Annotated in this window: 13 protein-coding genes and 1 riboswitch; of the genes, 7 read left to right on the top strand and 6 right to left on the bottom strand. The window is 66.2% G+C overall.

Going from position 1 to position 14,319, the window contains the following annotated elements; genetic code table 11:
- Window positions 1-60 precede the first annotated feature (60 nt).
- The 3 genes from G015_RS0108710 to G015_RS0108700 all read right to left on the bottom strand — a co-directional run bounded on the left by G015_RS0108710 (window position 61) and on the right by G015_RS0108700 (window position 1,756).
- Complete coding sequence (locus G015_RS0108710) at window positions 61-561, bottom strand: DsrE family protein (protein WP_018137863.1); 501 nt, start codon at window positions 559-561, stop codon at window positions 61-63.
- Window positions 562-632: 71 nt separating this feature from the next.
- Window positions 633-1,121 (bottom strand): DsrE family protein, encoded by a 489-nt coding sequence (locus G015_RS0108705; RefSeq protein ID WP_018137862.1) that lies wholly within the window; start codon window positions 1,119-1,121, stop codon window positions 633-635.
- An 11-nt stretch (window positions 1,122-1,132) separates the two neighbouring features.
- On the bottom strand, window positions 1,133-1,756 hold the full coding sequence (locus G015_RS0108700) for a TetR/AcrR family transcriptional regulator (protein WP_018174819.1): 624 nt from the start codon (window positions 1,754-1,756) through the stop codon (window positions 1,133-1,135).
- Window positions 1,757-1,942: 186 nt separating this feature from the next.
- Between G015_RS0108700 and G015_RS0108695 the strand changes: the two genes are divergently transcribed.
- Both G015_RS0108695 and G015_RS0108690 read left to right on the top strand, forming a co-directional pair.
- Complete coding sequence (locus tag G015_RS0108695; protein ID WP_018137860.1) at window positions 1,943-3,352, top strand: diguanylate cyclase; 1,410 nt, start codon at window positions 1,943-1,945, stop codon at window positions 3,350-3,352.
- Between the two features lie 89 nt (window positions 3,353-3,441).
- A riboswitch (yybP-ykoY riboswitch) is annotated at window positions 3,442-3,559 on the top strand.
- A 117-nt stretch (window positions 3,560-3,676) separates the two neighbouring features.
- Window positions 3,677-4,312, top strand: a complete 636-nt coding sequence (locus G015_RS0108690; RefSeq protein ID WP_018137859.1) for a TMEM165/GDT1 family protein — start codon at window positions 3,677-3,679, stop codon at window positions 4,310-4,312.
- Between the two features lie 64 nt (window positions 4,313-4,376).
- On the opposite strand, the gene G015_RS0108685 is transcribed toward G015_RS0108690, so the two are convergent.
- Complete coding sequence (locus tag G015_RS0108685) at window positions 4,377-5,549, bottom strand: TlpA disulfide reductase family protein (protein ID WP_020146489.1); 1,173 nt, start codon at window positions 5,547-5,549, stop codon at window positions 4,377-4,379.
- Between the two features lie 355 nt (window positions 5,550-5,904).
- Between G015_RS0108685 and G015_RS0108680 the strand changes: the two genes are divergently transcribed.
- The 4 genes from G015_RS0108680 to G015_RS0108665 all read left to right on the top strand — a co-directional run bounded on the left by G015_RS0108680 (window position 5,905) and on the right by G015_RS0108665 (window position 12,140).
- On the top strand, window positions 5,905-7,926 hold the full coding sequence (locus G015_RS0108680; RefSeq protein ID WP_020146488.1) for a site-specific recombinase: 2,022 nt from the start codon (window positions 5,905-5,907) through the stop codon (window positions 7,924-7,926).
- A 7-nt stretch (window positions 7,927-7,933) separates the two neighbouring features.
- Window positions 7,934-8,950 carry an alpha/beta fold hydrolase gene (locus G015_RS0108675; protein ID WP_020146487.1) on the top strand — a complete coding sequence of 339 codons (1,017 nt, stop codon included), beginning with the start codon at window positions 7,934-7,936 and terminating at the stop codon, window positions 8,948-8,950.
- 133 nt (window positions 8,951-9,083) lie between these two features.
- The gene (locus tag G015_RS0108670; protein ID WP_020146486.1) at window positions 9,084-11,684 is read left to right on the top strand and encodes a bifunctional diguanylate cyclase/phosphodiesterase; all 2,601 of its coding nucleotides are present in this window, start codon (window positions 9,084-9,086) and stop codon (window positions 11,682-11,684) included.
- Between the two features lie 78 nt (window positions 11,685-11,762).
- Entirely contained in the window at window positions 11,763-12,140 is a 378-nt protein-coding gene (locus G015_RS0108665) for a YajD family HNH nuclease (RefSeq protein WP_020146485.1), read from the top strand.
- Between the two features lie 31 nt (window positions 12,141-12,171).
- Here G015_RS0108665 and G015_RS0108660 read toward each other — a convergent pair whose 3' ends face one another.
- A complete protein-coding gene (locus G015_RS0108660; RefSeq protein WP_020146484.1) occupies window positions 12,172-12,753 on the bottom strand; it encodes a GNAT family N-acetyltransferase in 582 nt (193 codons plus the stop codon).
- A gap of 212 nt (window positions 12,754-12,965) precedes the next feature.
- On the opposite strand from G015_RS0108660, the gene G015_RS0108655 reads away from it, so the two are divergent.
- A complete protein-coding gene (locus tag G015_RS0108655; protein WP_018137852.1) occupies window positions 12,966-13,415 on the top strand; it encodes a host attachment protein in 450 nt (149 codons plus the stop codon).
- Window positions 13,416-13,478: 63 nt separating this feature from the next.
- On the opposite strand, the gene G015_RS0108650 is transcribed toward G015_RS0108655, so the two are convergent.
- Window positions 13,479-14,186, bottom strand: a complete 708-nt coding sequence (locus tag G015_RS0108650; RefSeq protein ID WP_020146483.1) for a 2-keto-4-pentenoate hydratase — start codon at window positions 14,184-14,186, stop codon at window positions 13,479-13,481.
- Between the last annotated feature and the right edge of the window lie 133 nt (window positions 14,187-14,319).

The raw sequence follows: 14,319 nt of genomic DNA, 5'->3' as shown, positions 1-14,319 counted from the left end.
AAGGCCGTCACATCCCTGTGACGGCCGGAAAAGGGACCGTGTGAGAGGTCCCGGAGGTGCTCAGTAGACCGGAACCAGCGCGTAGCCCTGATTCTGGTAGCCCATCACGGCGATGAAGCCGCTGCGGACCGGCTTGATCGCATCGAGGACCTTGTCGTTGTCCACCCCATAGGCACGCGTGGCCGCGGCACAGACCTCCATGCGCACGCCCAGCTCGTCCAGGCGTTCGACGGCCTTCGCGATCTCCTCCAGCGTGTCGCCGTGGTCCATCGCGATCTCGGGCTCGGGGTCGGTGGTGATGAACTTGACCGCCTCGGCGATGAACACCATGCGCAGGTCCGGTTCCACGCCTTCCTTCACCAGATTCTCGTGATTGGTGGCGATGCCACGGAGGTAGGCGAGCATCACGTCGGGGTCGGACTTGCGCATGTCGTAGACCGCGCGCATGGTCTCGATGCCCTGGGTGGCCTCGCGGTTGTCCAGGCCTTCTGCATTCGCCTTCGAGATCAACCCGAGAGGCAGCAAGGCGGCCAGCAGCAGGATCAGGATTCGGTTTCGCATGAGCTATGTCTCCTTTGGGGTTGGGGCCCGCTTGTCTTGTTTTCGGGCCCGGTGTGGCCGCATTAGGCGGCTCAGTAGATCGGGATCACTGCGTAGCCCTGGGCCTGGTAGCCGGTCAGCGAGACGAAGGTGTTGCGCACCGGCTCGATGCCCGGCAGCAGTTCGCCGTGATCCACCCCGAACAGGCGGGTGGCAACGGCGCACGACTCCATCCGCACGCCCTTCTCCTTCAGCGCGGCAATGTGTTCCTCGATCGCATCCAGATGGTCGAACTCGGTCAGCTCGAAGCGCTCGCGATCCTCGCTGACCATCGTCACCGCCCGACCACGAAAGGCGAGGATCATGTCCGGCTCGACGCCCTGATCGGTCAGGTCGTTGAAGGTCTCGCGGATTACCATCAGATACAGCGCAAGCAGCTCTGGGTCATTGTTGTTCAGGTCAAACACGACCCGGCCCTGGTCGACACCCTCCAGGGCCCGGGTATCCGTCGGTTCCGCATGCGCGGACAGTGACACCACGGACAGCGTCAAGATCAGGGAAAGAACAGCCAGCATTTTCATTCTTCGGTCTCCTAGGTGGGGTGGTTTGTGGCCGCAGGCGGATCACTCGCAATCGCCCGCCAGGCCGCGTCCTGCATCGACGCGAGGTAGCACGACAGGGGCTCTTCGAGGACGCCGTCCAGATGAAGGTGGAGCAGGCGGATCGCCCCGCCAAACGCCACGGTGGCAGCGACCGGGACTTCGATAGGGCGAACCTCGCCGGAGGCAATGCCCTGCTCGATGCACTCGCGCATCCGCAGGAAGGGCCGCGACGAACAAACGGGCGGCTCGTTTGGCAGAAACTCCCGATGGCGCGCCTCGAGCACGAAGCGCATGGTTCGGGGATCGTCGGTCGCCGCCCGAAACATGAAGGCGATGATGCCGTCGCAGCGCGCGCGGCACGTCCGCTGCTGCTCCATCACCTCGCGCAGCCCGCTATCCATCCGCTCCAGCAGGTCGTCGTACAGGGCCTTGGCCAGCGACTCCTTGTTGCCGAAGTGGTGGTAGATCGAGCCGATCGAGACCCCGGCCTCGCGCCGAATGTCGTGAATCGAGGTGTTGAAATACCCGGCCGTGCCGAACAGCTCCAGCGCCGTTTCCAGCACACGCTGGCGCAGCGCATCCCCGCGCAGATTCTCCTGTACCGCAGCCGACATGTCGCACCCTAGAACGAACGTTCGTTCTACCCTATGACAGAAACACGGCGATTGCCATCCCCAACGCGGCACGCGCGAAAACGTGTCGCTTCTGCCAACATCAGGGCTCAGGGGGAATCAATGACCGATTCAGATAATCCGCACACCCAGGCCATGACGCCTGGATCCGGCCGACGCCAATGGCTTGTGTGGCTGGCGATCGGGCTTGTGGCCACCATTGCCTATGTGGCCATGCCTTACGGCCACACTGCCGCGGCCTTGTATGTAGCGGCAAGCCTTGGCGCCGCCGCCGTGGTTGCGGCCTCGCTGTTTCGTGACCGGGGCCCCTGGTGCCGTTCGGCCTGGATCCTGATCGCGACCGCCCTGCTCCTCGGAGGTACCGGGCACCTGATCTGGTATGTCCTGGATCTGCAGGGCCTTGAGCCGTTTCCGGCGGCGCCGGACTTCCTGTACCTGGCGGTGTATCCGCTATTCATTGTCGCCCTGTGGCGACTGGGCGGCCCCACGGACCGGCACGATGGTGCCCTGGGCGACGCCCTGATCGTCGGCATCTCCGCGGCGGTGCTCGCCTGGGCGCTGCTGATCCAGCCCTATGTGTACGATCCGGAACTGACCAGCCTCCAGCTGCTGGTGTCGGCCGGCTACCCAGTGTTCGACCTGATGCTGCTGCCACTGGTACTGCGCCTGGTGTTTCGCTACAACACGCACATTGATGGCCAGCTGTTGCTGCTGCTCGGCGTTCTGGCCTATCTGAGCGCCGACCTGCTCTACGCCCATGGGAACTCCACCGGCTGGTATCAGCCCGGCGGACTGACCGATGCCGGCTGGCTGATCGCCTATACCCTGTTCGCCGCAGCCGCCTGGCACCCCTCGACCCAGGTAAATCCGGAGGACCGCACCGGCAGCCATGAGCTCTCCCGCCGCAGGCTCTACATCCTGGGTTCTGCGGCGGTACTGGTGCCGGGGATCATCCTGTTCACCGCCGGGGTGGATACCGACACGGTGCGCGTCGCCGCCGGTGCCTCCATCCTGATCTTCCTGCTGGTTCTGGTTCGCATGAGCGGCCTGATCCGGGAGACCCAACGCCAGGCCCAGGCGCTGGAGCAACTCTCGCGCACCGATCCTCTCACCGGCGCGGCGAACCGCCGACAGCTGGAAACCGTTCTCGAGGAAGAACTTGCGCGTGCCCGGCGTCTGGACACACCGCTCACCCTAGCCTTCATCGATCTGGATTACTTCAAGCAGTACAACGACCAGCACGGCCACGCGCAGGGTGATCGCCTGTTGCGCGACCTGGTCGCCGCCTGGCATCAGGAACTGCGCCCCAGCGACACGGTCGCCCGCTACGGGGGCGAGGAGTTTGTGGTGGTGCTCCCTCACACCGGTCCGGATCAGGCGCGCACGGTCATCGAGCGCCTCCGTCAGCGCACCCCGAACCAGCAGACCTGCTCCGCTGGTATCGCCTTCGCCGAGCCGATGGAAACAGCGGAAGGCCTGCTCCGGCGCGCGGACCGGGCCTTGTACCGGGCCAAGGACGAGGGCCGCAACCAGTCGCGGTTCGCCACGCCGGACGACGCTGCGCCGGCCCCATCCTGAACGTCGCCCGCCGCGCCAATCCCGCAAGGGCAACGTCCGCCAAGAACACGATAGACAGACCCTAAACGCATTGGTTATAGTTCGCGCACCCTCAGGGGAGTAGTCGCTCCGGCAGCGCCGGAGGCATGCGTCAACATCCTTGGCCCTCGGGCCATGGCGTATGCAGCCCGTCCGAAGGCGCCCCGGTGCGCCTCCGACAAGCGGCCTGACGAGACCTGTGGCATCGATATCCGCCTCGCGTGATCGCGAGGACAGCCCGTGGGCGGGCGGCGGATGGCGATGTCACCGGCTCTGCGTTGCGCCGCCCGCCCCGGAATTGCATTCATGGAACTCTTTCTGCTGTCCATCGTGGCCGTGGCCATCGCGGAGATCGGCGACCGCTCGATGTTCCTGGCGGCCGTGTTCGGCATGCGCTGCCGCAGTGCCTGGGCCGTATTCTGGGGTATGGCCACCGGCCTCTTCCTGAACCAGTTGTTGTCCGCCGTGGTCGGGATCTGGCTGTTCGCGGTGATTGCCACCGACTGGCACCTGTGGGTGGTCGGCGCGGCCTTCCTGATCATGGCGATCTGGGTCCTGTTCCCGGAGGACGAGGAAGACGAGCAGGCGCCCAAGGCGCGCAGCGCCTTCTTCGCCGCCGCGGTCGCCTTCTTCCTGTTCGAGATGCTGGACAAGACCCAGCTGGCGGTCGTCACCCTGGCCGGGGCCTCCGGCGCCCTGCTGCCCGTCGTACTGGGCGCCACCGTGGGCATTCTGCTGATCACCACCCCGGCCCTGATCCTGGGCAAGCGCTTTGCCGCGCGCATCCCCGCCGCGCCGATGCGCTTTGTCGCCTCCGGCATGTTCCTGCTGATCGGTCTGTGGACCTGGGCCGAGGCCGGTAACTGGATCCCCGATCTTGGCCTTCCGGACCTCTCGGGCTTCCTGATGCAGGCGGTCGAGAACCACCAGCAGGGGCAATAACGCAAGGCTGCGCTCGCGGGAGGCCGAAATCTCCTGATCCCGCGGGTGCGCTCCGTTCGCCGCGTTATTGCATCAACTCGCGTACCGTGTCGATGACCTCCGGATCATCCCACTCAATGGCGCTGTTAACCGAATAGCGGATGCGCCCCTCGCGGTCGAGGATGAACGAGCTGGGGAAGGCGAATACCCGCCAGCCCGCCGCCACCCGGCCGTCGAAATCCATCAGCACCGGAAAGTCGACCTGCACCTCGTCCATGAACTCGGCGATGTGTTCCGCGCTTTCCTGGTAGTTGACCGAGACGATCTCGAAGCCCTCGCCCAGCTTCTCCGCCATGCGGTTCATCGACGGGATCTCGTGTACGCAGGGCGGACACCAGGTCGCCCAGAAGTTCAGCAGGATCACGTCCCCGGCATAGTCGCTCAGGGACTGCTCGTCCCCCAGGTGATCCGTCAGCGTGAAGTCCTCCATCGGCGGGGTGTGATCGCGTTCCACCAGACCGCGGTGGGCCTCCACGGTCGACTCGCGCTCCGGGAGCGGACTTGCCGCGAGCGGGCGCGGCATGGTCGCCAGCAGGTTGCCCGCCCGACGTAGCTGACGCGCCAGCTGATCGGTAGCGGCGCGCTCCTCGGCACTGGGGTCGCCGCGACGCAGGTAGTAGAAGTCGCGCACCTCGGGGACCATCTGCACGAACACCGGGCTGCCGCCCCCGCGCAGGGCGCCGAGGATCTCGTCGAGATACCAGCGATAGACCCCCAGTTCCGGCTGCAGGATGAAGACCGGCAGGTTGGTGGCACGTGCCACGTCCACGTACTCGGCCGGCGCCCCGGCCACGGGTGTGTCGACCATCAAGTTGGGGAAGCCCAGCGTCGCGCCTATCAGGTAGGCGCTGCCGGGTTCGCCGAGCTGCCAGTGGCGCATGCCGCGCAGCGCGACGATCGACGGGCGTCCGGAGGCCACCACCATCACCTCCTTGCCCGTCTCGTGGTGCGCCTCCCGGATCAGTGCGGCCACGCCCTCACCATCCAGGCTGCGCATGCTCTCATTGGTACGGGGCAGGAAATACGCGTCCAGCAGGTCAACCATCCACACCTCGATACCCGAGGCGACCAGTTCGCGCGCCAGCCGATCATGGTTCTCGTGTTGCCCTGCCTGAGGCAGCAGCCACAGATACAGACGCTGGCCCTCGGCCGGATACAACGTCACGTCGAAGGCGGCGCCGGAGTCGTCCGTGACCACCCGTGATTCGGGGTCGGCCTGGGCGGCTGCCGACCCCATAAGCAACAACCAGCAGACCCATACCCAGAGGCTCGCACTCCGGAACCCACCCATCCTGCTTACTGTTGCCTTCATGCAGCCACTGCCCTCATCAACAGCACCGGCCGAGCCGGCACCTGCTATGTTCAATATATCGCGCGCGTCGACCCGCATTGCCGCAACGGGAGGTGCGCATGCGCCGAGATCGGCCCTTGCTACACGGGATTTGTTCGTTTCTCGTATTCGGCCTGACCACGGTTCCGGGCGAACCCGGGGGCCGCTGACCGGGCACCGGCTGTCCGTATAATGGGGACATTCCGATTGCGCAGGGAGCGTTATGCAGACCCCGGACGATGCCGCACAGTTGCTCGACGCCCTGCAGGATGACAGTCAGTGCGATCTCGCCGAGACCCTGCGCCGCATCGTGGACTGGCTGCGCCCGGACAACCCCCGCAACATCGCGCCGGTCATTGCCCGGATCGAGAGCCTGACGCTGGCGCTCCAGGAACAGCCCATGGTTCGCGAACGCCTGCGCGAACGTCTGGAGACCGGCCTGGAGGACGCCCGTCACCTGACGCTGTACACCGGCGTGGGGCTGTTCTCCCGCAAGGGCTTCTTCCGCGAGGCCGCGGAACTCCTGTACGAGCGCATCAATCCGCACCCGATGGACCGCGCGGATCTTCGGGACGTGCTCTACCACGTCTTCCACAACCCCGATGACGCGATCTGGGTATCGGCGCTGCCGGACGATGCCTGGTCCCGGCTGCTCGGGGCGCTGGGCTGCCTGTCCGGCGAACACCCCGGCGTGCTGGACCGCGCCCGCAGCGAGACGCTCTACGCCCTGGAGATGCTCTCGATCTGGATCGCCGCCGAGGAACTGGAACCGGAGCTGCTGCGGCTGGATCCGTCGATTGCCGAGCGCAATTCCGCCTTCGTCGCGCAGGAGCGCGAGATCTCCGCCTATGTGCGCGACTACCGTGCCTGGCTGCAGGACCCCGGCCACGAGCGCATGGACGACGCCCATGCCCGCGTGCTGCTGGAACAGTGCGGGGATCAGATCCTGCGCCTGCGCCGGCGGGCGATCACGCATGGCAGCAGCCTGTCACTGACCCATCTGCTGGAGCGCCTGGACCAGACGCTGTCGCGCATCCACAAGCTGCTGGACCTGCTCGAGCCGCGCGAGGAGGCACACACACGCACCACCGCGGTGGGCGTGTTCCGCGAGCTGGTCACGGCCAGTGCCCGCCGCCACGGGCTGCGCGCGCTGTGGCAGGACAACATCCGGCTGGTCTCGCGCAGCATCACGCAGCATGTCTCCGACACCGGCGAGCACTACATCACCCGTGATCGCGGCGAGTACCTGACGATGCTGCGCTCGGGCGCCGGTGCGGGCCTGATCATCGCCTTCATGGCGCTGATCAAGATCCAGGTGGAATCCCTGGGCCTGTCCGAGGGCTGGAACGCCTTGTGGGTCAGCCTGAACTACGGTCTGGGCTTTGTGCTGATCCACATCCTGCACTTCACCGTGGCGACAAAGCAGCCGGCGATGACCGCCGCGCGCCTCGCGGCCGCGATCGAGGAGAACGAACGCGGCACGGCCGACGCCTCGAAGCTTGCAGAGCTGCTGGTACGGGTGGGCCGCTCTCAGTTCGCGGCCGTGTTGGGCAATGTCGGCGTGGCACTCCCCACGGCCCTACTGATCGGAATCTTCGCGGCCTGGGGTTTCGGCACACCGATCCTGTCGGGCACCGAGACGGATTACCTGCTGGACGGCCTGCGCCCGATCCTGGGCCTGGCGCTGTTTTTCGCGGCCATCGCCGGGGTCTGGCTGTTCGTCTCTGGCCTGATCGCCGGGTTCTTCGACAACCGCTGCGCCTATCTCGACCTGCCCGGGCGCCTGCGCGAGCACCCGCTGCTGCAGCGGCTGCTGCCAACCACCACCCGTCACCGTCTCGCCGACTGGGTCGGATACAACTACGGCGCGGTGCTGGGCAATTTCCTGTTCGGCATGCTGCTCGGCATGACCGGCTTTGTCGGCTACCTGCTGAACCTGCCGCTGGACATCCAGCATGTGGCCTTCGCCTCCGCCAACCTCGGCTACGTGACCGCCAGCGAGTCGATCGGCGTGTTCACCTTCCTGCTGTTCCTGGTGTTCGTGCTGCTGATCGGCGCGGTGAACCTGTGGGTCAGCTTCGGCCTGGCCCTGTACGTCGCCCTGCGTGCCCGCGGCGTCCGCATCGGGGCCTTCGACCGCGTGCTGAAGGCCTACGGCCGACACCTGCGCCGACACCCGACGCAATTCCTGCTCCCACCACGAGGTTGCGAGGCACAGGAAGGTGACGAGGCGCCGCCCAGGTGAAGCCGGCATGATGCGCGTCTGGTGGGTCGTCCTCGCCGCCTTCTGGCTGGCCTCCTGTGCCGGCAGTCCGCCGCAGCCGGCCGTGGACGATGCCCCGGATGAACGCCCGGACGCCGAGGTGCTGGAAGCCGCGGACGGGACCCGCCTCTCGCTACACCGCTGGGGACCGGAAGAGCCCCGCCGGGTCGCCCTGGCCCTGCACGGCTTCAACGACCACGGCGGCAGCATGGCGGCCCTGGGCGAGGCCCTTGCCGAGCACGAGATCGCCGTCTACGCGTTTGATCAGCGCGGCTTTGGCGCCAACCGCGATATCGGCCGCTGGGCGGGCTATCAGACGATGGCCGAGGACGCACGCACCGGGCTGCGCATCCTCGCCGAGCGCTATCCCGACAACCCGCCCTACCTGATCGGCAAGAGCATGGGCGGCGCCGTGGCCCTGGTGGCCGCCACCGGCGAAGACCCTCCGCCCATGCGCGGGACGGCGCTGATCAGCCCGGCCGTCTGGAGCCGCGATCAAATGCCCTGGTACCAGCGCTTCGGCCTCTGGGTTGGCGCCCGCATTGCCCCCGGCATGCGCCTGACCGGCGAGATGGCGGCGGAATTCGATATCCGGCCCACCGACGACCCGGCGGTCCTGGAGCAGATGCGCGATGATCCGCTGGTCCTGCGCGATGCCCGCATCGACGCCCTGGACGGACTGACCACGCTGATGGGCCGCGCGCTGAGTGCCGGAGATGCTCTCCCCGCCCCAAGCCTGCTGCTCTACGGCGCGAAAGACGACCTCGTGCCACCCGGGCCTACGGCGGTGCTGGCCGAACACCTGGCCGCGACCGGCGACCCCGGCCACCGCATGGTGCTCTATCCCGAGGGCTACCACATGCTCACGCGCTACACCCGTTCCGCGGACACCTTTGGCGATCTCGTTGCCTGGATGCTGGACCCCGAGCCCAACCTTCCCTCCGGCCACGAACGCGCGCCCGAGACCATGGTGCAGAACCTGCAAGAACTCGACACGCAACGCTGATTCGCGCCGACCGGCCCACGCCGGCGAAAGGGCCACAAAAGTTGCATCGCTTGCGCATGTGATCCAGATCAAGATCCCGGGGCATGAGGTATCTAATACTCAGAGGCCTTTTGCCTGGACCCGCGAGGTCTTCATGTCCGCTGAACGCCCCGCATCCCCGCGCCGGGCCCTGCGACTGCGGCTGTTCATCGTCGCCGCGATCATGGGCGTGGCCCTGCTCGTGTTCCTGACAGTCCATATCACCTCCACGCTGATCTACGAACGGACGATGGCGCGCCAGGCAGAACAGACGGCCAGCGGCATCGCCCACCAGACCTTCGCCTCGATGTTCCAGATCATGCGCGAGGGCTGGACTCGCGAGCAGCTGGAGGCGTTCTCGGCGGGGATCGAGGAATCGCTGGCGGATACGCCGCTGCAGCTGGATTTCTATCGCGGCGAGAAGGTCTCGGCACTGTACGGCGACGTGGATCAGCCCGCGTGGCACGAGCGCATCGAGCATGCGTTCGAGACCGGCGCCATCGAAAGCCGCCAGGACAACGGCGAGCTGCGCTACACCTTCCCTCTGCGCGCCCGCAACGAATGCCTCGCCTGTCATGGCAACGCGTCCAGCGGCGATGTGCTCGGGGTGATGGAGGTGCGCCAGGACCTGGGCACGGCCATCAGCGAGGCGCGTAACCAGCAGGTCTGGACCTTCCTCGGGACCGGGCTGGGCACGCTCTTGCTGGGCTCCCTGATCGCAGCCTGGGCAACGGCGCCCATCACCCGCTCGGTGCGCCGTTTCCAGGACCAGGTAACCCGCGTCAATGCGATCAAGGACCTCAACCACGTCGAGACGCAGGCGATCGACACCGGGTTCGTGGAGCTCAACCAGGTGGTCGACCAGGTGGATGACCTGGTGCGCAAGCTGCGCGCGGTCGCGGTGGACAAGGACATCCTCGAGTTCGAATTGAAGCTACTGGACAAGTTCATCATCACCTCGGACGTGGTGCGGGACTGGCGCGAATACATCGGCGTACTGCTGACCGAGATCAACACGATCATCGACGCCTACACCCTGTTCACCCTGTTCAAGGCCAACGACGACGTCTACGAGCTGGAGATCTTCTGGCGCGCGGAGCCCACGGAGGCCACCCGGCGCACTGTGGAACGCCTGGCCACGCATCGCATCCGGGCGTCCGAGGAGTTCGTGCGGGACGCCAATATCAGCGTGCGGCACAACATCGCCGATGCCTCCAGTCATCTGCCGGAACTCTCGCCCCGCCAGATCGAGCTGGCGACCAAGTCGCTGGTGCTGGATACCCCGCGCATTGGCGGGGTGGTCGGCATCGGCGTGCAGTCCGATCTGGTGCGCGACCCGGTCCGTCACGTGGTAATCGAAAGCATCCTGTCGACCCTGCTGAACCTGGTCGGCTCGGTGAAGGCGATCTACAAGTACACGCAGGACCTCGAGTACTACGCGACGCGTGACCCGCTGACCAATCTTTACAACCAGCGGGTGTTCTGGGAGCTGTTCAACTACGAGATCAAGCGCGCCGAGGGGCATGGCTATTCCTTTGCGGTGATGGTCGTGGATCTGGACAACTTCAAGACCATCAACGACCGCTACGGCCATGCCTTTGGGGACCGCTTCCTGCAGGCCTATGCGGAGACGATCCAGGGCGCGATCCGCAACGAGGACATCCTGGCGCGCTACGGCGGCGACGAGTTCGCCCTGATCCTCCCCGAGACCGACCAGCACTCCGCCTGGCAGCTGGCCGCGCACATGGCCGAGGCCACCGATGGCCTGTCGCTCCCGGCCCCGGACGGCTCGCGGGTCAAGGCCACCACCTGCATTGGCATCGCCGCCTATCCGCGCCACGGCAAGGACACGCGCGACCTGTTCCTGGTGGCCGACAACATGATGTACAAGGCCAAGCGCGAGGGGAAAAACGCGGTCTGCGTGCCGAGTGACGAAGAAGTGGCCGCAGTGTTCCGCGAGGCGGGCGAGACCGGCATCATGATCATGGAGGCGCTGGAGGACCGCCGCATCGTCCCCTACTTCCAGCCGATCATGGACACCGCCACCGGCGAGGCCCATATCCACGAGCTGCTGATGCGCATCCGTGTGGGCGACGAGTTGATCCCGGCGGGCCAGTTCGTCGAGGTCGCCGAGACCATGGGGGTGATGCACCAGCTCGACTACGTGCTGATCGAGCAGGCCTTTATCGAGGTCAGCCGCTCCGGCTACTCGGGGCTGTTGTTCATCAACCTCTCGCCGCGCGCCCTGATCATCGGCGAGTTCATCGGCAAGGTCCGCCAGCTCGCGCTCGACCACGGCATCGACCCGTCCAAGGTGGTGTTCGAGATCACCGAGCGCGACACGGTGAAGAACATGGCCGTGCTGGAACAGTTCGTACTCGACCTGAAGCAGCAGGGCTTCCAGTTCGCGGTCGACGACTTCGGCTCGGGCTTCTCCTCGTTCCACTACCTCAAGCGCTTCCCGATCGACTTCGTGAAGATCGAGGGCGACTTTGTGCGCAACATGGTCCACGACACGCGCGACCAGGCATTTGTCCGCTCGATCGCGGCGCTGGCGCGCGACCTGAACGTGCGCACCATCGCCGAGTACGTGGAGGACGCCGAGATCCTGGAAGCGGTCAAGTCCATCGGCATCCACTACGCCCAGGGCTTTCATGTTGGCCACCCCGGCCCCGGACCGCTGCCCGGTCCCGGGAATGGCGAGACCCGCCACTGAACGGCCTCGCCTGACGGGCCACGCTGTTTTATCGTGGGATACCGCTACGCTGTGGCTGACAAAGCGGCCGGAGGCACGATGGGACAAAAGGGCAAGGGGTCTTCCGAACGGCTGGACGCGCTGGTCGCGCAAAGCCATCAATCCAGGACCGAACGCGAGCGGGGCTATCGCGAGCAGGCGCTGAAGATGTACCCGTGGGTCTGCGGGCGCTGCGGGCGCGAGTTCACGCGCGTCAACCTGCAGGAACTGACGGTGCACCACCGCGACCACAACCACGACAACAACCCCCCCGATGGCAGCAACTGGGAGCTGCTGTGCCTGTACTGCCACGACAACGAACACCAGCGCTATACCGACGCGACCCCAGGGAGCGGCAAGAGCGCCGAAACCACGGCGACCCATAACCCCTTTGCCGGGCTCGCCGATCTGCTGAACCGGGACGAAGACTCGAAGTAAGGCCTGCGGGGCAGGCGTCCCGAGGACTTGCTTACAGTGACCGCCACCAGAACTGGAGCGGCTTCCAGGTCTCCCCGTCCTCGCCCAGATCCGGCCAGTGGTAGTGGCACACGAGCCCGTCGGCGGGCTCGTAGCCGCGCTTGCGCCAGAAACCATCCAGCGGGCGATAGCCCGCCGGGCGTGCCGGATGATCGTCCGGGCGGATGACCGCGCAGAAGGTCGCCTGCGTATAGCCCGACTCGCGCGCTGCGGCCTCGCGGGCATCAAAGAAGCGATGGCCGGCCCCCTGTCCCCGATAAGGCCGCTGCAGGACCGACTCCGCGAGATAGAAATACCGCTCGGGGTCCAGTCCGTTCTGAGCGAAAGGGGCCTGAAAATCGGCGTCGGCCGCCGCCAGCGGCAGCGAGGTCGACGCCCCCACGAGTTCTCCTCTATCCCAGGCGAGCACCACCGCGCTTTGCGGACAGCGGACATAGTCGGCCAGGTAGTCCCGCTCGTACTCGACGGAGCCTTCGTACAGGTAGGGCCACTCGCGAAAGATCTCGATACGCAGGCGCGCGATGGCCTCCAGGTGCGGCTCAAGGCCCGTGCCACGTTCCACCGTGAAATTCACTCCCGCCTCCTTTATTGATTCGTCCTGTGACACAGATCAAAGGGGCCGATTCGATGCCCCTGGAACCAGGAAACTCAGCCACAACGATCTACACTCAAGAAGAAAGGATGCAACATCCCGCGCGGACCCGATCGCAGTACCGGGCCCGCTCGTGGATCGCGCGTTCATTTCGCCCTTCGGGGCATTCACGCCTGTCCAACAGGAGGCACTGTATGGATACCGTATGGATCGTTGTGGCCGATGCCGCCCGCGCGCGCATCCTCAGTTGTGAAGGTCGTGCCTGCCAGGGTCTGCACGAAATCGAAACCCTGACGCACACCGAGTCCCGCGTACATCCCCGGGATCTGGTCACGGACCGCCCCGGCCGCAGCTGGAGCAGCGCCGGAGGTGACGGCCGCCACGCCATGCAGGAGACCACCGACCCAAGTGTCAATGAACGCAACCGTTTCGCCCGCGAAGTCGCCGACCGTCTCAGGGGGGGCTATCACAGCGGCAGCTATCAGCGGCTGGTCATCCTTGCCGCGCCACAATTCCTGGGGGCCCTGCGCGAACTGCTGGACCCGCAGGTCGCGCAGATCGTAACCGCCCAGATTGCCAAGAACGTTTCCAAGATCCAGGACCCGGCCGCCCTGCGCAGTCACCTGCCGGACTTCCTCTACTAAGCCACTGACCTTGCTCGACAAGGGCCCGCCCAGCGCGGGCCCCTTTTTTGATCGGGCCCGTTTTTACTCGAACCGCACTTCGACTTCCGGGGCCTGGCCCGGAACCAGGCCCTCGTAACGCACCCGGAAGGCGTCGTGTTCATCCACCGAAAACAAGGGCCCGAAACTCCCCAGGCTCAGCAGTTCGCCGGCCTCGAGGGTCTCGCCGCGGGCCGCCAGTTCATCGACCAGCCAGAGTACGGCGTCCAGTGGGTGTCCGAGGATGGCGCTACCCGGATACTCGCCCAGCACCTCGCCATCCTCGTCCTCGATGACCACCGTCATCGCAGCCAGCGTCTCACCCATCTCCGGGTTCACGGGCAACGGCTCGCCCAGGACACCTCCCCGAGCGCCCACGTTGATCGCGGTAATGCTCCGGGCATCCAGGGTGGAGGGGTCCGCGACCATCAGATCCACGAGCTCAATGAATGGCAGCACCCAGTCGATGGCCGCGAGCACCTCGGCATGGTCCGATGCCTGCATGATGGCCGGGTCCGCCACGCGCACGGCCAGATCGGCCTCGACCATGGGGCGCGCGCCGAAATCCCGTTCGACCGGAACCTCCGACGGCCAGATCATCCCGACCAGCATGGGGCCCGCCACCGGGGCATCGGCGCCGAAGCGCTCTTGCATGCTCTCGGAGGTCAGACCGACCTTCCACCCCACATGCGGCCCCACCGCCGCATCCAGATCCGCCACCAAGGCGCCCTGAATGCACAGGGCATCGGCCATGTCCTCCGGTTGGACCCGAGCTACGGGCTCCCGATCCAGCCAGGCGGCTGCGAGAGCCTCGCCCTCATGGGCACTGCCCTCCGGGCAGGCCGCGAATGCGGGACCCGCGATCCATAACCCGAGCAACAGCCCT

The sequence above is a fragment of the Thioalkalivibrio sp. ALJ15 genome, from assembly GCF_000383695.1.
Classification (GTDB): Bacteria; Pseudomonadota; Gammaproteobacteria; order Ectothiorhodospirales; family Ectothiorhodospiraceae; genus Thioalkalivibrio.
This window is presented reverse-complemented; position numbering and strand designations above follow the sequence as displayed.

Bases quoted from the DNA above. Each gene is read 5' to 3' on its own strand.
- G015_RS0108690 (WP_018137859.1), top strand. From the start codon at position 3,677: ATGGAACTCTTTCTGCTGTCCATCGTGGCCGTGGCCATCGCGGAGATC.
- G015_RS0108655 (WP_018137852.1), top strand. From the start codon at position 12,966: ATGGATACCGTATGGATCGTTGTGGCCGATGCCGCCCGCGCGCGCATC.
- G015_RS0108675 (WP_020146487.1), top strand. From the start codon at position 7,934: ATGATGCGCGTCTGGTGGGTCGTCCTCGCCGCCTTCTGGCTGGCCTCC.
- G015_RS0108650 (WP_020146483.1), bottom strand. From the start codon at position 14,186: ATGGCCGATGCCCTGTGCATTCAGGGCGCCTTGGTGGCGGATCTGGAT.
- G015_RS0108680 (WP_020146488.1), top strand. From the start codon at position 5,905: ATGCAGACCCCGGACGATGCCGCACAGTTGCTCGACGCCCTGCAGGAT.
- G015_RS0108710 (WP_018137863.1), bottom strand. From the start codon at position 561: ATGCGAAACCGAATCCTGATCCTGCTGCTGGCCGCCTTGCTGCCTCTC.
- G015_RS0108705 (WP_018137862.1), bottom strand. From the start codon at position 1,121: ATGAAAATGCTGGCTGTTCTTTCCCTGATCTTGACGCTGTCCGTGGTG.
- G015_RS0108700 (WP_018174819.1), bottom strand. From the start codon at position 1,756: ATGTCGGCTGCGGTACAGGAGAATCTGCGCGGGGATGCGCTGCGCCAG.
- G015_RS0108665 (WP_020146485.1), top strand. From the start codon at position 11,763: ATGGGACAAAAGGGCAAGGGGTCTTCCGAACGGCTGGACGCGCTGGTC.
- G015_RS0108670 (WP_020146486.1), top strand. From the start codon at position 9,084: ATGTCCGCTGAACGCCCCGCATCCCCGCGCCGGGCCCTGCGACTGCGG.